Consider the following 21,333-nt stretch of genomic DNA (forward strand, 5'->3'; position numbering starts at 1 on the left):
TTTGCTTTTTGTGGGATTTAAGAGAAGTTGTAAAAGTAAGATAAACAAGTGCTAGATTTTATGAGAGGACATGGAGTTTTTGCCCTAGCGCTTTGTTTGTGTATAGGCTATCTTTATTTGAGTAACACTGCACCAAAAGCAGAGCTTGACTTTAATAAACTCACTCTAATCCCGCTAGATTCCTATAATTCTCACTTCACCCCCCCCCCCGCATAATCCTACACAGAATCTAGATTCTAAAAGCATAGAAAATATCATTTATTTTGATATTAAAAATACGCAAGCCTCTGCGCATGCAAGCGCAATAGTGGATATTTCAAGCATAAGTGCAGCAAGCTTTATGCTTTTATATTTTGGCGGTAGCAAGGAGGGGGCTAGAGATGTGGGTATTTATCAAAGTTTTTTTACGCCATCTAAGCAAGATGGGCGCAATTTTGGCACTTGGAGTGAGCCACACCGCCTTTTAGACGCAGATAGTCTCTCACAAATGAGCGGAGTATTTATTAAAAAATTAGGTAATCCCATTACCTTTATGGATACGCAAGGCAGGGCGCATATATTTGTCGTAGGCGTGAGTATGGGTGGCTGGGCGACTAGCAGGATTTATTGGCTTATGCTGGATAGAAAAGATTTGCACACTTTGCACTATGTGAAAGCATTGCATATAAGCCCATTTTTAAATATCTCCCACCTTGTGCGCACGCCTGCTATGCTCACAAATGAGGGAGGCTTTATTTTGCCTATTTACCATGAGCTAGCGCGCAAATATCCGCTTTTGCTTACGTTTAGCCCACAATTAAAGCTAGATTCTATCATGCGCCCTACTCAAATGACTGCCCTTTTGCAGCCTAGCTTTGTTCCACTTAGCGCGCATACAAGTATTGGCATTTATCGCACTTATAAAATGTATGACAACACACTTTTTGTAAGTATATGCGGGAGCGAGTGCGTTACAAAGCCTAGTAATCTTAAAAATTATGACAGCTCATCAGTGCTTTTTAGTATGCAAGATTCTATATTTTTATTGCATAATAAACCCTCTAGCGCGCAAGGCAATAAACGCGAAGAGCTCTGGTTGTATAGGTTAGATAAAGTAAGCCTATCAGATTCTATAGTGCATTTTAAAGCACTTTTTATGCTTGATAATTTGCCATATAGTGAGGTGTCTTATCCAAGCGTAGCCGTAGGAATGGAAAGTATGGGAGAGACCATAGGAGGGGAGTTTGTGAGTATTGCTTATACTTATGGGCGCAAATTTATCCGCGTGGCGTTTGTGCCAAAAAGTAAGCTTATAGCGCATATAGATTCTAAAAATATAGAATCTAGCAAGGATAATAAATGAGCTTCATAGTGTGTATGGGGATTAATCTAGCGGTGCTAGCTGGTATAGTGTGGTGCTTACATAAGTGGCTTTTAAGGTGTAAATTACGCTATGTTCTAGGAGGTATGTTAGCGTGGCTTATTTTATTTAATGCGCCTATATCTGGCATATTTGCTACATCTAGTAGTTTTTATGTAAGTTTGTGTGGCTATATGTATGCTTTGTTTGATACGCCAAGTTTTATACTCATACTTTTAAGTGGCATTTATCTTGCGCGTTTTGTATGTGCAATGTCCATAGTGCGCGTAAGTAGCTCACAAAATTGCATAATAGAATCTAAACACACAGAATCTAGCACGATAAAATCTTATAATCCAAAATCTCGCGCAATAACATCTAGCGTTATAGAATCTAACATTATAGAATCTAGCGCCACGCACCCTGCTTGGCTATATTCCGCGCTATATACGCCATTTTTCCCTCCGCGTGTGCAGTATGTGTGGATTGGCTTTGGGCTAGTGCTTTATATGGGATTTTTAGGCTATTTTGTCGATATTTACCATTTAGGGTTTAAAATGCAGCTTTTTGTTTTGTCTATTTTATCCATTTTCTCCTATATTCTATGCGCGCGCAGTGGCTTTTTGCTGCTTATTTGTATGCTCGCGTATGGGCTTAAGATTCTAGGTGATATGAATATTTTTAACTATTGCATTGACCCATTTTTGTGGATAGGGTGCATTATCGCAGCAATACTAAGGTTTGGTGGGGTGCTTGTGAGATTTTACTACGGAGGAAAGAATGGAGAGAAAGTGGCTTGAGAAGCTCTTAATTAAATCAATTATTTTTGCCCTATTTTTATTTTTACTTTTTTTTGTATTAAAACTTTGCTTTGTGCTTTATAGTGGCGTGTATAATGGCGCCATAGGTGAGGCAAGGTGGAGCGAGTATTTTGGCGCATTTTTTAATGGCTTGCGCTATGATTGCCGCTATATCGCAGGTTTAAGCATTACATATTTTGTGCTAGGACTTATATTCTTTTGGACAAAATTTCGTTGGTTTGTGCTGTGGATTTATGCGCTTTTAGTGGTGGTTTTGAGCCTTTTTATAGGCATTGCTGAAATGGTTTTTTATGAAATCTTTGATGATGTGTTTAATGCCAATTTGCTGGGGCTTATTTTTGATGACCAAAGGGCGATTTTCCACACAGGTATAAGCGGGCAGTATGGCATTAGCTTTAAAATCATAGCGTGGCTACTACTTAGTTTTGTATTTATGTGGCTTTATACAAAAACATTTAATGCCATATCGCGCGAGTATGAGCGCAATAGTTTTCATTCAATCCGCCGCACACATAGGGAATCTCCGCTGTCCTCTATTATTTTGTTTGTGATTTTTGCACTTTTTATGATGATATGTATTAATTCTGCTTTTAGTTTTAAGGGCGTGAGTTTAGACCAAGTCATTAAGCCTGTTGAAAATAACTTTTTACGCAAGGCTTCACCCGGGGCATTTCGTGACTTATATTTGGTGTATCGCGGCTATGCGAAAATCTCAAATTCCCACTTTAGTGACTATATTGAGCAGCGTCCCACCGAAGTGGTGGAGGAGTATTTTGGGCTAGATTCTAAAGCGCAGAGTTATAATCTTAAAGATTTGCTTGCCAAAAAGGTGAGCAATACCGCAGGCAAGCGCATTGATTATGTGTTTTATATCGTAGCAGAGAGTTTAAGTGAATGGTATTTTGATGAGGAGTTTGATGGTATTGGCTTAAGTGCTGGACTTAAATCGCTTTTGCAGGATAATCATGGCGCAAAAATTGGCGTGTTTTTAGAAAATGCTGGCTCTACGATTAAAAGTATGGATATTCATCTCACCGGGCTTTTTCAAACAGAAATCCCTGTGAATTCAGTCATCGGCACGTTAGAGCCTTTCATCACTTCCACAGGCGCAATTATGCAAAATCTAGGCTATAGGACTAATTTTTACTATGGCGGCAGCGGTATTTGGCAAAAGCTTGACCAATACACTGCCTCACAGGGCTTTGAGCAGATTTACTACAGCACGCACATTATTAATAATGCTAAATTTAATGGCTATCCCTCGCCCTATGAAGGATTATGGGGAGCGTATGACCATCATCTTTTTGCCCTGGTGCGAGATAATGTCTTCAAAGAGCGCAACGCGCCAAGTTTTAATATGATTCTCACTACTTCTAATCACCCACCTTATGATGTGCCATTAGAGCAATTTGGCGTGCCATTAGAGCAGATTAGGGATTTTCTAGCGCATAATCCACGCTATGGTGAAAAAGGCGAGCGACTTATGGGGCATATTTGGTATGCCGATAAGGTTATCACGCGCTTTATTCAAGATGTCTCGCGCGTGCTGCCAAACTCGCTTTTTGTGATTACTGGCGACCATTATGATAGAGAGTATCCTAACGCTTCGCTAAAAACGCGCAATAGCGTGCCTTTCATTTTGTATTCACCTGTGCTTGAGCTTAAAAAAATTGCCAATATCGGCTCGCATATTGATATTGCGCCTAGTGTAATTGAGCTTATCGCGCCCCATGATTATGTGTATCATAGCTTTGGCGAACCTTTAGTGAGCAATGATAATATGGCGCTTAATGAAAAAAATAGCGCGCTAGGCTACTTTAGTGTGGCTACAGATAGATTTGTGTATGACGGAGAGGGCGTGATTGAGTATTTTCATGAAGGCACAGCGCAGCATAATGATAAAGAGCTTGCTAAATCACTGTATAAAAGGCTACAGCAGGCTACAGCGCTTAGTTGGTGGATTCTCAAAAATGGCTATGAAGTGAGGGATACGCCATAGTGTCGCGCAACTGGTTACGCGAGAGTAGCGATGGAAGCCTAAGCGCGTATAATAGCGCATTTGATGAATGCTACCATAGTCTTAAAGATGGCGCGCTTAGCGAAACACTCCATAAGCATATATATCCCTCATTGGAGCATATTTGTGCGCTAGATTCTATAAATACAGAATCTGCTACAGAATCTAGCAGGGCAGATTCTATGTGTGGAGATTCTCTGCGCGCACTTGATTGTGGCGCATTAGATTCTATAAATGCTCTAAATCTTAGCACTCCCCTTTATGTGCTTGATATTTGCTTTGGCTTGGGCTACAACAGCCTAGCACTTTTGGCAACACTCGCACAAAATGGCTTTAGTGGTAGGGTAGAAATCTACTCGCCTGAGCTTGATGAGAGTATCTTTACAAGACTACGCACATTTTCCTACCCTGCGCTAATAGAGGATTTTAAAGACAAAGATAAGATTTTGCATTTTTTAGAATCTGCACCCTATGGGGAGCTAAGCGCGTATGAAAGCAGGGCGAAGAATATGGAGTTTAGGCTGCACATTTATAAAGCAGATGCGCTTAAGCTTTTGGCGCATTTGCCGCAGGGAGCGTTTCATATCGTGTATCAAGATGCATTTAGTCCCAAGAAAAATCCCACGCTGTGGAGTGAGGCATATTTTTGCTCTCTTGCGCGCTTGCTGCATACACAGGGCATTATCACTACTTATTCACAAAGCAAAGCCATACGCACAAATGCACTTAATGCCGGACTTTATGTGTATGATTATGGTGCTAAACTTGTCCGCGCAGGCAGCCTTATGAGCAAAGCCCCATTGGCTTTAAAGCAAACAAGACAGATTCTATCATAGCTGTATTTTGTGAGAAAATTATAGAATCTCACCTCAAAAACTAAGTTGATAGATTAGCTTTAGCCTAAGCTATAACTTTATACTTTGAGGGCGCAAATTCGCGGCTCTGCCGTGAAATTGTAAGACCGCACGGCGCATAAACGCAACAAGTGCGGACATGATAGAATCTAAATGCTAAAATCATAAAAACTCAATGTAATCATAATGCTTTCACTCTCAAATCTTTGTGCATGTATTTTCTTGCTTTTCTCCCTAAAGCCGCGCATATAGCCCACGCTTATGCCATAGCCTTGCGCGATGTCAAAAAACAATTCCACGCGCGCAGTGCCGCCATATATATTATACTGCTCGCTACTTTGAGGCATTGCAAGATTATTCATCTCTAGCCCACCTCCTACAAGGGCAATAATGCGCCCATTAAAGAGCCGATAACCCACTTGCGCGCCAAAAGATATGCCATATAGCCCATTTTTATGCTCTGAGCCTGCCCTGCCATCGATATAAGCATTTAATAGCACATTTTGGCTCTCTCCAAACATCACGCCCCGTTTTAGCCCAAATAACACCGCACTGCGCTCATTTTTATAATGCTGCATTTTTGCATTAGTGATAGTAGTATGCACGCCACCAATGCTAAAGCTGCCAAAGCTATTATTGCTAGGAGCTACACCTGCTGGAGCAAAATCAAATCCATAGCTTACAAGGCTTATAAGCCCGCTATACAAAATCCCTCTTAGAAATCTCATTAACCCCAAATACTCCCCGTGTATGGCTGGCTTCTATCGATATCATCATACCGCTTTTTCTTGTTGTGTTTAGCTCTGTCATTTTTGTCATACCTAGCATTTCTATCGTGTTTATCGTGTCTGCTTGCATTTTTGCTTGAGGTTTTAGCGGGTTTTTTATTTGATTTATCGCTTTGATGTTCTTCTTCGAGCTTGGCGATTTGTTCTTTGCTTAATCCAATCTTAAAATTATTATTTTTCTCCAGATAGAGTGAAATGAGTTTTAAGCAAAGCTGCGTGGTATCAATTTTATCTTTAAGCTTTTCGTAAATTGCTACAGATTTATCGCTTACTTTCGTGCGGGAAAGCTCTTGAGAGAATAAATCGCCGCTATATTCTTGTGCAATTTCACAAAGAGTGAGCTTAGCCTGCGTGATTTGCTTAATTTTACTTAAATCCTTATACTCAAGCGGCGTAGCCAGCGTGATAGCCACGCCCTTTTTGCCCGCGCGCCCTGTTCTACCGATACGATGCACATAGCTTTCAGGATTAAGCGGTATGTGGTAATTAAATACATGGCTTACATCGCTAATGTCTAGCCCGCGCGATGCCACATCAGTAGCCACTAAAATTTCTATCCTTTTTTCTTTAAAAGCCTTAATCGCCTCTCGCCTATCCCACTGCTCCATATCCCCATGCAGCGCCATAGCCTTAAAGCCGCGATTAACAAGGCGCGTAGCTAGCGCATCGGCTTCTTTTTTCATACGCGTAAAAATAATGCTCTTTGTGGGGTTTTGCGTCTCAATGAGGCGCACAATGGCTTCATCACGCTCGCCCTCATTGATGATGTAATACTGCTGCTCTATGTCTTTGTTGGTTACATCTGTGGGCGTGATTTTCACAAATGTGGGTTTGTCTAAAATACGCATAGCAAGCTGCTTAATAGGCTCTGGCATGGTGGCGGAAAAAAGCAGCGTTTGACGCGTGTTTGGCAAGAATTTAAAAATCTCTTCAATATCATCTAAAAAGCCCATATCAAGCATTTCATCGCTCTCATCAAGCACCACTACGCGCGGTGAGAAATGCTCAAGTCGCCCATTTTGTAAATGGTCTAGGAGTCTGCCCGGCGTAGCTACCATAATTTTTGGCTTTTTTTCTAATAAATCGCATTGGCGTTTGATACTCTGCCCACCATACATACAAATCGTTTTGATACGCCCATATCGCCCAAGTTTTAAAATCTCTTCACTAATTTGCATAGTAAGCTCGCGCGTGGGCGTAATGATAAGCGCTTCAATATCTTTATTGCGGCTTAGCCCATTAAGGATAGGAATGACAAATGCCGCTGTCTTGCCTGTGCCTGTTTGGGCTTGCGCGATTAAATCTTTGCCTTGCAAAATAGCTGGAATGCTTTGGGCTTGCACAGGGCTAGGCGTGGTAAATCCTGCCTCTTTAATGCCCTTTAGCACAAAGTCTTTAAGTTTAAATACCTCAAAGCCCTCTTGCTTAGAATCTGGCTTTTTAGAATCTGCTAGCTCTTTTTGGGGTTTTAGTTGTGTAGATTCTGAATCTGTCTTATGTGTGTTTTGGTGAGAATCTGGGGATTGTGATTGATTATCCATAATAAATTACCTTTGTTATGCTTAAGTTTAAGCGAAGTTAAAGGCGCGATTATAACAAAATTTGCATTTTTTGCTCATTAAAATTTATAAAAATATAATGGCACTTAGGTATAATATTTAGACTTCAAACTTAAATTCTAAGGTAAAATTTTGGATAGGCTTTTGCAACTTTACGCCACTATGCCCTTTGCGGCAAGCTTTTTAGCGGGGATTCTCACATTTTTAAGCCCTTGTATTTTGCCGCTCATTCCCCCTTATATCTCTTATATTTCAGGTGTGGGTATTAATGAATTGCACCATCGCCACAAATATCGCATTATAGGCACTTCACTGCTTTTTATCGCTGGATTTTGTCTAGTATTTATCACGCTTGGGATTTTTGCTTCCTCTATGCTTGGGGAGCTATTTTCATTAGCATGGGTGCGCTATGTTGCAGGGGGAATAGTGATTATTTTTGGGCTACATTTTTTATTTCACTTTCAATGGCAATTTTTATATAAACACGCGCAATTTAGGCTTAATCACACACGTTTTGGCGCTCTAGCGCCATTTGTGCTAGGCATTAGCTTTAGCATTGGCTGGAGTCCATGCGTGGGACCCATTCTAGCCTCAATCCTTACACTCTCTGTTTTTAATCCCACAAATGCGCTGTGGCTTATGCTGTGCTATTGTGCGGGGCTTGGGCTGGCGTTTTTACTAGTGGCTATATTTATTGATGTAAGCTTGCGGTGGTTAAAAAAACTCACGCCTTTCCTAAGGCTTATAGAAATGATTGCTGGGGTGCTTTTAATCGTTATTGGCGTGCTTATTATGATGCAAAAAACTGATTTTTTGCTTATGTAGATTCTATAAAATATGAAAAAAGGAGGGCAATATGCTGTTTAAAAATGCCGCGCTTTGCGATTATCGTGGCACAAAAATGGGTGATGTGCGCGTGCAAGATGGGATTATTACGCATATTGGGCATTTGAGTGCGTATCCAAATGAGCAAGTCTTTGAGGTGGGTGGGAGAGTGCTGCTGCCTGCTATGATTGATTTAAATATCGCGCCAAAAAGCCTCTCTCTCTCACGCAAATCGCTGCTCTCTCTAGCAGGCAAAGCCCTCAAAGGTGGCGTAGGGAGTATGCTGCTCTATCCGCACACTTCGCCCTCTTGTAGTGAAAATGGCTCCATTGAGTTGATTAAAAGCCTCAATGCGCAATCGCCCATTCACCTGCTACCCGCCATTAGCCCGCTAAATGCGCAGGGCAAGCTAAGTGATATTAGCACACTGCACGCAAGCGGGGCTAGGGCGATTTTTGCCTTTAGCGATACGCCCGCGCACACGCTTATGCGGATTGCGCAATATGCGCAAATGCTTGATATTCCGCTTATTTGCTTTTGTCAAGATAGAGATGTGAGCGATGGTGTAATGAATGAGGGGCTTCTAAGTGCCTCTCTTGGGCTTCCCTCAATCCCGGCATATAGCCAAACCAAAGAAGTGGCAAAAGTTGCTGAAATGCTTTTCCCACTGCCTATTAAGCTTGTTTTTGACACGCTAGTGTATCCGCGTAGTTTTGAGATTTTATCGCGCGCTTATGGGCTAGATTCTATAAATGCGTGGAGCATTAACGCGCCAGATTCTATAAATACAGAATCTGCAAAAAATATAGAATCTGCAAACGCTACACATACAGAATCTAGCACAAAATTTGCCACAAATGCGCATAATGACTATAACCGCTTGCCGCCATCTTTTAAAGCACAATTTTTTACCCAAACTTCTATCCACCATTTAGCCCTTGATGAGAGCTTGTGTGATAACTACAACACCGCTGCTAAGCTTAATCCCCCGCTTGTAGATAAAGCTTCTCAAAACACACTCATAAATTTATTACAAAATGGCAGCATTCACACGCTCACAAGCCTGCAGTGCGCGGATTTTAATGCCAAAAAAGACCAAGTTTTTGAGCTAGCAAGCTTTGGCATAGATGCGCTTGAGGTGTATTTTTCACTGCTCTACACTTATTTGCACAAGGCTCATAATATCCCGCTAGAGTTTATCTCACGCCTAACAAGCTACAATCCCGCACAGATTCTAAATCTCAATAAAGGCGCGCTAGATGAGGGCAAAATCGCGGAGTTTATTATCGTAAATCCTGACATATCATTTGTGCTGCAAGATAATTTTTCACCCTATAATCAGCAGATATTGCACGCTAAAATTGAGGCATTTTTTAGCTGCGATAGAATCCACTTAGCGCAAAAGGAGTAAAATGCAAGATATTAAGAGTTATATTTTGGGGTATTTGCCGCATTTTGAGGCTTTAGGCGTAGCGATTTTAAAAGCCTTGCTCATTATTGTTTTGGGCTATTATGTGGCGCGCTTTGTGAGTAAAAAGGTGTGTGTGGCTGTGGGGAAAAAAGATGAGATTCTTGCGCGCTTTATTTCTCAAGTCATTTTTGTGGTGGCTATTATTGTGGTGATTATTGCCGCGCTTGGCACTATTGGCGTGCAGACAAATTCTATTATTGCTGTTTTAAGCACCGCAGGTGTGGCTATCGCGCTTGGGCTTAAAGATTCGCTCTCATCAGTGGCAAGTGGGATTATCTTAATCGTGCGTCGTCCTTTTAAGCAGGGGGATTTAATCGAAGTCAGTGGGCTTATTGGGCAGGTGGAGGGCATCAATCTCTTTACAACTAATATCCGCTTAAGAGATGGGAAGTTTGCCATTATCCCAAATAGCAATATGGCAACTGCTAATATCATTAATACCACATATAACGACCAGCAGCGCATAGAGCTTATTATCGGCGTGGGGTATGAGAGCGATATAGAATCTGTTAAGCAAATTATTGCTGATATTTTGAAAAGCACGCCCGAAGTGGATTTGAGCCAGCCTTATTTTATCGGGCTTACCGAACTTGGCGCTAGCTCGCTTAATTTTACTCTGCGCTTTTGGATAAAACTAGAATATGGCACTATAAACGCGCAAAGTAAGGTGTTAGAATCTATTAAAAAAAGCTTTGATGAGCATCATATCGAGATTCCATACAATAGGCTTGATGTAAGTCTCATAAAGGCTTAGGAGCGCAAAGGTGATAGAGATTTGGGGCGCTGGGCAGGTATTTATATGCGATGAAGCATTTAGCATTATCCACAATGGTGGTATTGCCTTTGAAAAGGGCGCGGATAGAATCTTAGAAGTAGGGGAGTATAAGGCTTTATGCGCACGCTACCCGCACGCACAAATGCATTTTTTTCCACAAGGTGTTTTGCTGCCCGCACTCATTAATGCGCATGTGCATTTTGAGTTTGGCGCGCATTTAGCGCAATTTTGCTATGGGGATTTTGGCAAGTGGCTTGATAGCCTTATGGCAAATCGCGAGCATATTTTAAACATCGCACATTTAGATTCTATAATTCATGAAAGTGTGCAAGAGCAGATAGCGTGCGGTGTGGGTAGTGTAGGCGCGGTGAGTAGTTATGGGTATGATATGGCTTTGCTTGTGCAAAGTCCTCTGCGTGTGGTGTATTTTAATGAAGCCATAGGCAGCAATGCAGGTGCGCTCGATGCGCTCTATGCGCACACTTTTGAGCGATTTGAAGCCTCTAAAGCATTGCGTTCAAGCACATTCACGCCAGCCCTTGCGCTGCATTCGCCCTATTCACTTCACCCACTGCTTGCGCAAAAATTTATAGACATAGCCGCAAGCGAGCATTTAGCCCTATCGGCGCATTTTTTAGAATCTCACCATGAAAGAGAGTGGCTGCTGCATAGTAGCGGCTATTTTAGGGGATTTTTCCAAAAACTTGCCCACATAGAAAATCCAAAAGCGCTCTATTCCCCCCAAAGCTTTTTAGATATGCTATCCCCCCTTGCTCATAATCCTTTGTCTCTCACGCATTGCCTGTATGCAAAGGAGGAGGAGTATACACAAATGCGCGCGCTTAATGCCTCAATCATTACTTGCCCACGCAGCAATCGCCTGCTTAATAATACCTTTTTGCCCCTCAACATAGAGCATATAAATATCGCCATTGGCACAGATGGCAAAAGCTCAAATAATAATCTAAATTTGCTTGATGAGCTGCGCGCAAGCCTGCAGGCTTACCCCACAGAGGATATTTTAGCACTAGCCAAAAGGCTTATTTTGCGCGCCACTGCGCATGGAGCTAGAGCTTTAGGACTGCATAATGGCGTGCTTATGGCGGGGAGGAGTGTGGATTTTGCACTATTTGAATTTGAGCAGCCACTTTTTATTCCCACACAGCAGCATGCTAATCAATCACCCCTGCATTTTATCCTGCATGCTAAACGCCCCGCACATCTTTATATCAACGCAAAGGCGGTGTTATGATACCTCAAAGTATTTTATTTGTATGTTTAGGCAATATTTGTCGCTCCCCGCTTGCGGAGGGCTTAGCGCGGCATATTATAAGGCAGCATAATCTTACACTAAGGGTAGATTCTGCAGGCACAAGTGGTTGGCACATTGATGAGCCGCCATGTGAGGGCTCGCGTATGGTGGCAAAGGAGCATGGATTTAGCATTGATGATTTAAAAGGCAGGCGCATAAGCGTGTATGCCGATGATAGCTTTGATTTGCTCATCGCCCTTGACAGCCATAATTACGCGGATTTGCTCAAACTTGGCTTTGATAAGAAAAAGGTAAAAAAGCTAGGCGATTTTGGGCTAAAGGGCGCAGATGTGCCTGACCCTTACGCGTATAAGGATAAAGCAGGCTTTGAGCGCGTGTATGAAATGATAGAACTTTGCGTGTATAATTTATTATCAACGCACTATCCTGTGATAGAATCTAAATAAAAGGATATATGATGATTACACTCTATGGCATTAAAACTTGTGGCAGCGTGAGAAAGGCTATCAATCTGCTTGAAAAGCATGGCGTGGTATTTACATTTAAGGATTTAAAAGCCATTACATTAACTCAAGACCAAGTTATTTCTTGGATAGAAAAAAAGGGCATAAAAGTAGTGCTAAACACCAAAGGCACGACTTACAAAACGCTTAAAAGTCATGGGGAGATACTAGATTCTATATTTACAGAATCTAGCGCTAATCAAGCAAGCCTGCTTGTGCAAAATCCACTTTTGCTGAAACGCCCTATTATCACTTGCGGCAAATCGCTTATTATCGGTTATGATGAGGAGGCGATTTTGCATCTTATTCATAACTATCAAAATAAAAGGCTTTAAATGCCACGCTTTGTGCTATTTTTGTGTTTTTGTGCTATATTTTTTAGTGCGTGCGCGCATAAGGTAATCCCTAGTAGTGAAGTCAAAGACTTGCGCACACTGCCTCAAGATAGCACTTTTTACCTGCCTAAAGTTACAAATGCGCCAAATGCTGCGCTAGATTCTATAATAAGCGCGCCTTTATCCCCTGCGGCTACCTATGCGCTAAAGAGAGATTATTTAAAAAAATATTTTTCACCCTGGCAGCAAACGCCTAATGCAAATGCAAGCGAGGTATTTTGGATTAAGCCAGCACTGCTTAAAACGCCCGGTTTTGGCGAGCATTTGCAGCCAAATAGCAAAGATTACACGCAAAGCATTTTAGATTCTATGCAGCTTGATATTTACCCTAGCCGCTCTGTGAAGGCTATCATCACCACGACTGCGGCTGTGCGCGCTGTACCGACAAATAAGCCTATGTTTAATAAAGCCGATGGCTATCCTTTTGATAGGTGGCAAAATTCGCTCATCTTTGCAGGCACGCCTGTGCTTATCACGCATGAAAGCAAGGATAAAGCATGGTTACATATTCAATCAGGCTTTGTGTATGGTTGGGTGGAGGCAGCACACATTGCCACACTCTCCAAAGAGCAGGTGAAATCTATAGAATCTACAAGCCATTATGTAACGCCTATAATTGATGAGATAAGCCTAAAGGATACGCAAGGGCGCTTTATAATGCAGGCGCGTATAGGGCAAATCTTTGCACTATCTCCAAAGCAAGATAATGCTAATAACTACGCGCTTATTATCTATGCGCGCCTACCTAATGGCAGCGCTAAGCAGGAGATTATTTACGCGCCAAAGGCAGCCTTTAAGCCTTTTCCCCTAGCATTAGATAATAAAGCCATTGCTCAAAGTATAAATGCCATGCTAGGGCAGCGCTATGGCTGGGGCGGGTATTTGGCAAATCGTGATTGCTCGGCTTTTGTGCGCGATATTTTTGGGCAGTTTGGCATTCACTTGCCGCGTAATTCAAAAGCACAAGTCTTTTATGGCAATAATAGCATTTCTTTAAGTGCGCTTAATCGCGTGCAAAAGGAGGCTTACATCATCGCTCATGCTACGCCTTATCAAACGATTTTGTGGCAAAATGGACATATTATGCTCTATCTTGGCAGCCAAAATGGGCGCGCTATAATCGCTCATAGTGTGTGGAGCGTGGTGAGTGGCAAGCGTTATGAAAATCTCTTAGGTGGCGTGGTGATTACTTCGCTGCATGTGGGAGAAGAGCATAATAGTATATTTGGCTCTTCGCAGTTGCTTATTGATAAAATTGAGGCGATGAGTGATTTATCAAAGCTTGCCATGCGCATAAGTAATAATTTAGACAATGCACAAAATAAAATAAAGGAGATAAAATGAAAGCATATATGATGTTTATATGTTTTGCACTTCATATTTATGCTGCGCCGCTTAAAGTCCTTGTGAGCGTGCCGCCGCAAAAGGAGATTATAGAATCTATTGGCGGAGAATTTGTGGAAGTAAGAGTGCTTGTGCCTCCTAGCAAATCTCCAGAGATTTATGAGCCAAGTGTGGCGCAAATGAAGCATATTGCAGATTCTGTAATCTTTTTTGGCGTGGGTATGCCCTTTGAATCTGTGTGGTTTAAACGCTTTAAACAAAGCAGCCCTGCGCTTTTATATTACAATCTAGCAGAGCATACTCATGAGCATAGCGCGCATTCGCACGATAAGCATAATCACGCGCATAATCCGCATATTTGGCTTTCTCCCAAAGGTATGCAAGAGCAAGTTACACTTATAGCAAATGCCCTAAGCGAGCAAGATAGCGCACATGCGGATATTTTTAAAGCACGCGCCTTGAGGCTAAATCAAGAATTGCAAAATATTGTAGAGCGCACAACGCGCCTTTTTAGCCTCCCACAAGCGCAAAAGACTTTTCTTGTGTATCACCCGGCGTTTGAGGGATTTGCGCGTGATTTTAATGTGCAAGAATTAAGCTTAGAAATTGATGGCAAAGAGGCAAAGGGCAGGGCATTAAGTGCGCTGTTAGATGAAGTGAAAGCAAAGCAAATAAAAGTAGTGTTTATCCAGCCTCAATTTGCTAAGGCTAGGGTTGAGGGCTTTGCTAAAGAAGCAGGGCTAGCAATCATTGAGCTTAATCCATTAAGAGAAGATTGGCTTTTATCCTTGCAAGAAAATGCCTGCCAAATTGCATTTTCACTTCCATTAAGTGCCATTAGCGCATGTATGCAAACATATTTTAAAGAATGAATATGCTTTTAGAAGTTAAACATCTAAGCTTTGCGTATGAGCGCACCAATGTGCTTGAAAATGTCTCTTTTAGGCTTAAAGAGGGCGATTTTTGGGCTATTATTGGACCAAATGGCGGGGGGAAAACGACTTTTATTAAACTCATCTTAGGTTTGCTTAAAGCGCAAAGTGGGAGCATTCACTTTGCGCCAGATATGAATGTGCGCCACATAGGCTATGTGCCACAGATTACAAATTACAATATGGATTTTCCTATCTGCGTGCGCGATGTAGTCGCGCTAGGTATGCTAAAGCCTAGATTCTGTGGATTTTCGCCCAAAAAATATAGTAAAAATATAGAGCAGATTTTTCACAAGCTAAATATTACTCATCTTGCCACAAAGCCGCTTAGTGCGCTATCAGGTGGCGAGCGTCAAAAAGTGTTTATCGCGCGCGCATTGGTGGATAAGCCGCGATTGCTTATCCTTGATGAGCCTACAGCCAATGTCGATGTCAAAGCGCAGGAGGATATTTACAGGCTGCTTAGCAGGCTTAATGAGAGTATGAGCATTATGGTTATAAGCCATGATATTACGCTTACTTTAGGCTATGCCAAAGAGGTGTTTTATATCAATAAATACGCGCTTACACATCATATTCCAAAGCTTAATTTAGATTTAAATCAGCATATTTGTGAAGTGGATATTCTTAATTTTTTTGCCGCGCAATCACGCACACAATTTACTACAGAATCTACAGAATCTAGCGCGCTTACTCCACACGCTGCGTCACATACAGAATCTAGCGCGCCAAAAGGGATAGAAAATGAATGATTTATTTTCCTATCAATTTGTGTGGGTGGCACTTTTGGTGTCTTTTTTGGTGAGCATTTGCAGCGGAATTATTGGCTCAATGATTGTGGCAAATAAAAATGTCTTTGTCGCTGGCGGCGTGGCTCATAGCGCATTTGGTGGCGTTGGCTTAGCGCTTTTTTGCTCCTTTAGCACTATGCTTGGGGCTATGCTTTTTGCTGTAGTTATGGCGTTATTTTTGGCTTATGCGTTTTTGTATCAAAGAGAGCGGCTTGATGCGTATGTGGGCGCAAGCTGGGCATTTGGTATGGCTATAGGCATTATTTTTATTGATATAACGCCGGGCTATAATAGCGATATTTCAAGCTATCTCTTTGGCTCAATTTTGTCTGTTGGCATTGATGAAATGCTGGCTATGGCGGCTTTTGATGTGGTGATTATCATCTTTGTGGCGATGTATTATTATGATATATTGGCTTTATTTTATGATAGTGAATTATGTCGGCTCAAAGGCTTAAATGTGCCATTATGGACAAGTGTTATTTTTATCTTAATTGCCATAGGTGTGGTGATTTCAATGAGTGTCGCGGGGCTTATTTTGGTGCTAGCCATTCTATCTATCCCAGCATATATGGCTAATTTATGCTCACATTCCTTGCGTATGATGATGGTTATTTCATGGCTCATTTCACTTATTTTTATGTGGGCTGGGTTTTTTGTGGCGTATTGGTGTGATATAAGTGTGGGCGCGTGTATTGTGGTGCTTTTGGCAATTGGTATGTTTGTAAGTATTATGATTCATAAATTTACCCATTAAATTAAAGGAGGATTCTATGAAAAATGCGCTGCAAGATTCTATAAAAGACGATGAGGCAAGCAAAATCGCTAAGCGAGGCGTAAAAATTGCTTTATTTTGTGTGTTTATTACACTACTTTTTAGCCTTATTAATATTTATGTGCTGATTAATCAAATAAGCGCTACAGCGGCGATGAGCAAGGAAATCAAAGTCTTACAAGAAAAGCTAGGTATTGAGCGAGAGAGACATTAAAGCGTGATATTTTCTATAAGCTCGCATATATCATCTTTAATAATAAGCGCATCAAGGCAATAATCCTCTCTCACATCATGCGTAGAGAGATAAAAGCGTATAGCTAGGATAAGTTTTTTTAGCTTTGTAGGCGTGATGTTATAAATTGGCTCAAAATTTTTGCCGCTTTTAACCTCAATAAAATGCAGCATATTGCCCTTTTTAGCGATAATATCAATCTCCCCAAATCGCGCAAAAAAATTACGCTCAATAATCTCAAAGCCATTTTGCTCTAAAAATAAACAAGCCATATGCTCCGCCCTCGCACCCTTTTGTCTGCTCAATGCGCTACTCCAAAATAAAAATATAGAATCTAGCCCCTTTTATGCACAAGATGCTTTATTTGTTTTATGCAAGGACGACGCGCGCAAGAAAACAACACAAGCGCAAATAACCATCATTAACCTAAAAGCTAACTTATGCCTCTATGCGAATTTTATAGGGCTTTTGTGTGATAGAATCTAGCTTATGTATTTCGCTTAAAGCAGATTCTATCTCGCGCTCAAAGCAATGATGTGTGGAGAAAAGCATTTTGGCAATATGCTCTTTGTTAGTCTCTTTTTGCAAAAACGCATCAATGGAGATATTATGCCGCCCTAAAATTTGGCTCACAAGTCCTAGCACACCGGGCTTATCAAGCGCGTAGAGGCGGATATAATAGCGTGAGTAAATATCCTCTGCGCGCTTAAGTTTAAGCGGGGCTTCCAAAGGCTTGCTAAAACCTAACTGCACAGCACTATCACCCCTTGCAATAGCGATTATATCGCTAATGACAGAACTCGCAGTTGCGCGCCCACCAGCCCCCGCACCATAATACATACTCTCTCCTACGCAATCGCCAATCACGCTAATGCCATTCATCACGCCATCAACTTTGCCAATCATAGATTCTTTATTAATCATTGCTGGGTGTATGCGCAGCTCAATGCAATCTCCCTCTTTTTTGGCAATGCCTAAAAGCTTAATGACATAATCAAACTCATGGGCAAACTCCATATCATCAGGCGTTATGCCCTCAATGCCTTCAATAAGAATCTGCTCAGGCAGGGCATTAATCCCATAGGCTAGGGAAGCCAAAATTAAAAGCTTATGTCCCGCATCGCCCCCGCTTATGTCTAAAGTGGGGTCAGATTCTGCATAGCCTAGCTCTTGAGCTTTGATGAGTGCTGTCTCAAAACTTTCTTTAAACTCGCGCATTTGCGTTAGAATATAATTGCTCGTGCCATTTAAAATGCCATAAATGGCTAAAATATGATTAGCGCTCAAGCCATTTTTTAAAGCCAAAATGATAGGTATCCCCCCGCATACGCTTGCTTCAAAGCCCATAGGCAAGCCATATTGAGAAAGCTCATAGCGATGATAGGCTAGCATGGCTTTATTTGCCGTTACAAAGCTTTTGCCACTTTCAAAGCTCCTACGAGCAATATCATAGGCAAGCTCCACACCGCCCATAAGCTCTACAATCACTTGAATGCTATCATCTAAAAACAGCTCCTCTATATCATCGCTTATAGGGATATTAAGCCCTTTAAGCGTATTTTGCGCCTTAAGCTTATCACGCACAATCACTTTTGCCACTTCAATATGTTTTTGCGCCCGCGCGGTGATAATATCTTTATTTTCCATTAAGATTCTAATAACCGCGCTGCCAACCACACCCGCACCGATGATGCCAATCTTTAAAGTGTCCATTTTAATCCTTATCCTCTTGCTGCTCACTGTTTTCATCTAGCCCACCTCTAAAAGCATGAGGCTTAATCACATAATGTGCCTTTTCCTTATGGCGCTTTAAAAGTGCGCTATAACGCGCTTTTACATCTTCATTTGGCTCTTTGTGGTAATTTTTTTCAATAAGTGTGATGATACTTTGCGGTGTAGTGAGCCAAGATTCTATAACATTTAGCGCAATATTGCGCGAGCGTGTTACAGGGCTTTGCAAAAGTGTTTGTAAAATATCTAAGCCCAGAATCTGCTCATTTTTAATCTCATCTACACTAAATTCAAATCGTCCCAAACCCTGCCCTATAAATTCTAAATCACTATATGCGCTAAACTCATCTCCCAAGCCTAGCTCATCGCGTGGTGCGCTTTTTAGAGCATCTAAATCATAGCGCGAGCGCGCTAAATCGCATATTTTTGCATATCGCACCCTATCATCTGTAAGGCTTAGGGCAAACCAATCATCAAAATGCTTCTGCTTTTTAGCTATGGCAAACATATCTTCCCATGTATCAATGCCCATTGTTTTAGCAATAATGCGCGCATAATAATCCAGTGGATTTTCACGCACAAGCCCTTCCCAGTCAATGCCACTCTCAAAAGCAATGGCTTTAAGAATATCCTTCATCTCCTCTTGCTCTGCTAGCGTAAAAACCTCTGTGTGTATAAAATCAAGCAGATTGCACAAAATGGCAAATCGCTTTAAATTCATCTTTTGTGTTTGAGTGGCTTGCACAAAAAGCATAACTAGTTCTTTTGAATGCGCATAGTCGCTAAATTCTACGCGCGCACTATCATGTATAGAATCTATCATATCTCCAAGCGCATCATAGAGCTTGCTATCAATGCCGCGCTCTTGCGCAAACTCTAGCACTCTGCCTTTTTCCAAGCAAGCAAGCACGACATAATCAATCCCTATTTTGCATTTATAGCCCTCAAAAATAAGCCATTCGCGCTTTTGCTCGCTATCAATTTCAAGGTATCGAAAATAGGCTATGCGCCCCCAACCTTCCGTCTTTTGCGCCAAATCAAATAGCGCTTCATTATGCTCACCATAACTTAATACAATGGCTACAAATTTCCCAAACTCATCTGCTAAGCCAAGTGTGGTAAAAATCTCTAATTCTGCTTCATCATATTTAAAAATACCTAGCAGGGCTATGCCAAATTTCACCGCCTCTCTATGCACAGCAGTTTTTACAAATTGATTTGCCAAAGCTACACTTATTCTTATAAGCCCCTTGCCATTTTTTTCTTTTATAGAATCTAAAAAGAGCAATAAAAAGCTATCAATGTAAGTAGTGGTGATATTACTAATAGCAAACATATAAATTTTGCCCAAATACTCATCAATAATCTCATCACTTAGCTCACTAAAAGCGGCAAATTCTTGAAAGAGCGTAAATAAATCATTTGCCTTTTTCTCATCGCTCTCACCCCCTAAAATCCCATCTATCATACCATCGACAAAATGCATATCTTTAAGCTCTGGCACTGCTAGAGAAATGCTTGCCTCATCGGGCAGGGATTGATGCAATATGCCATGAGTATCCTTATGCTCAATAATCCAATCAAATAGCGCAGGCTTGTCGCTAATTAAACTTTTATAACTCACTTTCACGCAAAATCCTTTATATAAATTGTTTTAAAAATATTTTCAAATTACGCGCAGCTTGGCGGATTCGCTTTTCATTCTCAATAAGGGCTATGCGCACATACCCTTCACCATAATCGCCAAAGCCAACTCCGGGGCTAACAGCAATTTTTGCTTCTTTTAAAAGCCGCTTAGAAAATTCTAAACTGCCCATATTGCCAACGCATGGTGGCAGCTTTGCCCAAATAAACATACTTGCCTTTGGCTTTTTAAGTTCCCAGCCCGCTTGCTTAAAGGTTTTAATTAACACTTCCATACGCTTTTCATATGTATTCCTAATATCCTCCACACACGATTGGTCGCCATCAAGCGCGATAGTTGCAGCAATTTGCAAAGGTGTGTAGATTCCATAATCAATCCAGCTTTTTATCTTTTGCAAGGCTTGAATAATTTTTTTATTTCCCACCACAAAGCCCACGCGCCAGCCCGCCATATTGTAAGTTTTTGATAATGTATAGCTCTCTACTGCCACATCTTTTGCGCCCTCCACTTCAAGGATACTAGGCGTTTTAAAGCCATCAAAGCATAATTCAGCATAGGCAATATCGGAAATAATATAAAATCGCTCCTTTTTTGCCAAAGCCACTAAGCGTTCATAAAAATCCTTATAAGCCACGATAGTTGTGGGATTATGCGGGAAATTTACCACAATAAATTTTGGACGAGGCATAACTTCTTTTAGCACGCGCTTTACTTGAGAGAGGAAATCCTCCACATCAAGCTCCATATTTTCATTCCACTTTAGACCAAAGGTAGAGACATTCGCGCCATTAAGGATAAAAGCGTAGTAGTGTATAGGATAGGCTGGCTCTGGCACAATGGCATTATCCCCTACATTAGCAATTGCTTGCACCAAATGCACATAGCCTTCTTTGCTCCCCATTGTTACGCAGGCTTCGCTCTCTGGGTCTAAATCTACATTATAAGTGCGCTTATACCAATTACACGCTGCTAGCCGCAGTTTATAAATCCCGCGACTAACCGAATAGCCCTGATTTCTGCCTTTGCTTGCAGCCTCGCATAGTTTATCGATAATATGTTTAGGTGTCTGACCATCGGGATTGCCCATAGAAAAATCAATCACATCTTCATTATTGCGGCGCATTTCAAGCTTAATTTCATTAATAGCGGCAAACACATACTTTGGCAGGCGCTTTATTTTATCAAACTCAATTTCACTAAACATATCTTTCTCCTTGTTTTGCCCTCCTTGCCTTTATTAAGGTCTAAGAGGCGCGCTAGATT

At 41.4% G+C, this 21,333-nt stretch carries 21 protein-coding genes; 15 read left to right on the plus strand and 6 right to left on the minus strand.

The window, feature by feature from the left end:
• The first annotated feature begins 307 nt into the window (after positions 1 to 307).
• Genes LS71_RS03335 through LS71_RS03350 form a run of 4 tightly spaced genes read left to right on the plus strand, consistent with a single transcriptional unit; the run spans position 308 to position 5,013 of the window.
• A complete protein-coding gene (locus LS71_RS03335) occupies positions 308 to 1,342 on the plus strand; it encodes a sialidase family protein (protein WP_238700286.1) in 1,035 nt (344 codons plus the stop codon).
• Entirely contained in the window at positions 1,339 to 2,139 is an 801-nt protein-coding gene (locus tag LS71_RS03340) for a hypothetical protein (protein WP_034356971.1), read from the plus strand. Before LS71_RS03335 ends, LS71_RS03340 begins: the two co-directional genes overlap by 4 nt.
• Complete coding sequence (locus tag LS71_RS03345; protein WP_238700287.1) at positions 2,120 to 4,159, plus strand: LTA synthase family protein; 2,040 nt, start codon at positions 2,120 to 2,122, stop codon at positions 4,157 to 4,159. Before LS71_RS03340 ends, LS71_RS03345 begins: the two co-directional genes overlap by 20 nt.
• On the plus strand, positions 4,159 to 5,013 hold the full coding sequence (locus LS71_RS03350; protein ID WP_052058037.1) for an MnmC family methyltransferase: 855 nt from the start codon (positions 4,159 to 4,161) through the stop codon (positions 5,011 to 5,013). Before LS71_RS03345 ends, LS71_RS03350 begins: the two co-directional genes overlap by 1 nt.
• Positions 5,014 to 5,180: 167 nt before the next feature.
• Here the strand turns inward: LS71_RS03350 and LS71_RS03355 are convergent, their stop codons facing one another.
• Complete coding sequence (locus tag LS71_RS03355; protein WP_238700288.1) at positions 5,181 to 5,759, minus strand: hypothetical protein; 579 nt, start codon at positions 5,757 to 5,759, stop codon at positions 5,181 to 5,183.
• Complete coding sequence (locus LS71_RS03360; RefSeq protein WP_052058039.1) at positions 5,759 to 7,360, minus strand: DEAD/DEAH box helicase; 1,602 nt, start codon at positions 7,358 to 7,360, stop codon at positions 5,759 to 5,761. The genes LS71_RS03355 and LS71_RS03360 overlap by 1 nt, the downstream gene beginning before the upstream one ends.
• A 150-nt stretch (positions 7,361 to 7,510) precedes the next feature.
• On the opposite strand from LS71_RS03360, the gene LS71_RS03365 reads away from it, so the two are divergent.
• Genes LS71_RS03365 through LS71_RS03415 form a run of 11 tightly spaced genes read left to right on the plus strand, consistent with a single transcriptional unit; the run spans position 7,511 to position 16,676 of the window.
• Complete coding sequence (locus LS71_RS03365; RefSeq protein WP_238700290.1) at positions 7,511 to 8,203, plus strand: cytochrome c biogenesis CcdA family protein; 693 nt, start codon at positions 7,511 to 7,513, stop codon at positions 8,201 to 8,203.
• Between the two features lie 31 nt (positions 8,204 to 8,234).
• Positions 8,235 to 9,614: a metal-dependent hydrolase gene (locus tag LS71_RS03370; RefSeq protein WP_034354983.1), complete on the plus strand. Its 1,380-nt coding sequence runs from the start codon at positions 8,235 to 8,237 to the stop codon at positions 9,612 to 9,614.
• Position 9,615: 1 nt separating this feature from the next.
• Positions 9,616 to 10,428 carry a small-conductance mechanosensitive channel MscS gene (mscS, locus tag LS71_RS03375; protein ID WP_034354986.1) on the plus strand — a complete coding sequence of 271 codons (813 nt, stop codon included), beginning with the start codon at positions 9,616 to 9,618 and terminating at the stop codon, positions 10,426 to 10,428.
• Positions 10,429 to 10,438: 10 nt separating this feature from the next.
• Positions 10,439 to 11,701 (plus strand): aminofutalosine deaminase family hydrolase, encoded by a 1,263-nt coding sequence (gene mqnF, locus LS71_RS03380; RefSeq protein ID WP_034354989.1) that lies wholly within the window; start codon positions 10,439 to 10,441, stop codon positions 11,699 to 11,701.
• Complete coding sequence (locus tag LS71_RS03385) at positions 11,698 to 12,168, plus strand: low molecular weight protein-tyrosine-phosphatase (RefSeq protein WP_034354992.1); 471 nt, start codon at positions 11,698 to 11,700, stop codon at positions 12,166 to 12,168. The genes mqnF and LS71_RS03385 overlap by 4 nt, the downstream gene beginning before the upstream one ends.
• Positions 12,169 to 12,179: 11 nt before the next feature.
• Positions 12,180 to 12,560, plus strand: a complete 381-nt coding sequence (locus LS71_RS03390) for an arsenate reductase family protein (RefSeq protein ID WP_238700292.1) — start codon at positions 12,180 to 12,182, stop codon at positions 12,558 to 12,560.
• The gene (locus LS71_RS03395) at positions 12,561 to 13,964 is read left to right on the plus strand and encodes an NlpC/P60 family N-terminal domain-containing protein (protein ID WP_034354999.1); all 1,404 of its coding nucleotides are present in this window, start codon (positions 12,561 to 12,563) and stop codon (positions 13,962 to 13,964) included.
• Positions 13,961 to 14,836: a metal ABC transporter solute-binding protein, Zn/Mn family gene (locus LS71_RS03400; RefSeq protein WP_034355002.1), complete on the plus strand. Its 876-nt coding sequence runs from the start codon at positions 13,961 to 13,963 to the stop codon at positions 14,834 to 14,836. Before LS71_RS03395 ends, LS71_RS03400 begins: the two co-directional genes overlap by 4 nt.
• A 2-nt stretch (positions 14,837 to 14,838) precedes the next feature.
• The gene (locus tag LS71_RS03405) at positions 14,839 to 15,648 is read left to right on the plus strand and encodes a metal ABC transporter ATP-binding protein (RefSeq protein WP_238700293.1); all 810 of its coding nucleotides are present in this window, start codon (positions 14,839 to 14,841) and stop codon (positions 15,646 to 15,648) included.
• Entirely contained in the window at positions 15,641 to 16,444 is an 804-nt protein-coding gene (locus LS71_RS03410) for a metal ABC transporter permease (protein WP_034355005.1), read from the plus strand. The genes LS71_RS03405 and LS71_RS03410 overlap by 8 nt, the downstream gene beginning before the upstream one ends.
• Before the next feature lie 16 nt (positions 16,445 to 16,460).
• Positions 16,461 to 16,676 carry a DUF5408 family protein gene (locus LS71_RS03415; protein WP_238700295.1) on the plus strand — a complete coding sequence of 72 codons (216 nt, stop codon included), beginning with the start codon at positions 16,461 to 16,463 and terminating at the stop codon, positions 16,674 to 16,676.
• Here LS71_RS03415 and LS71_RS03420 read toward each other — a convergent pair.
• From LS71_RS03420 to LS71_RS03435, 4 genes are all read right to left on the minus strand, one after another.
• Positions 16,673 to 16,999 carry a YraN family protein gene (locus LS71_RS03420; protein WP_034355007.1) on the minus strand — a complete coding sequence of 109 codons (327 nt, stop codon included), beginning with the start codon at positions 16,997 to 16,999 and terminating at the stop codon, positions 16,673 to 16,675. The genes LS71_RS03415 and LS71_RS03420 overlap by 4 nt on opposite strands.
• Positions 17,000 to 17,132: 133 nt before the next feature.
• A complete protein-coding gene (locus tag LS71_RS03425; RefSeq protein WP_034355010.1) occupies positions 17,133 to 18,407 on the minus strand; it encodes a homoserine dehydrogenase in 1,275 nt (424 codons plus the stop codon).
• A 1-nt stretch (position 18,408) separates the two neighbouring features.
• On the minus strand, positions 18,409 to 20,055 hold the full coding sequence (locus LS71_RS03430) for a hypothetical protein (protein ID WP_034355013.1): 1,647 nt from the start codon (positions 20,053 to 20,055) through the stop codon (positions 18,409 to 18,411).
• Positions 20,056 to 20,065: 10 nt separating this feature from the next.
• A complete protein-coding gene (locus tag LS71_RS03435) occupies positions 20,066 to 21,274 on the minus strand; it encodes an LL-diaminopimelate aminotransferase (RefSeq protein ID WP_034355017.1) in 1,209 nt (402 codons plus the stop codon).
• Positions 21,275 to 21,333 lie beyond the last annotated feature (59 nt).

The organism is Helicobacter jaachi, from assembly GCF_000763135.2.
In the GTDB taxonomy this organism is placed as follows: domain Bacteria; phylum Campylobacterota; class Campylobacteria; order Campylobacterales; family Helicobacteraceae; genus Helicobacter_C; species Helicobacter_C jaachi.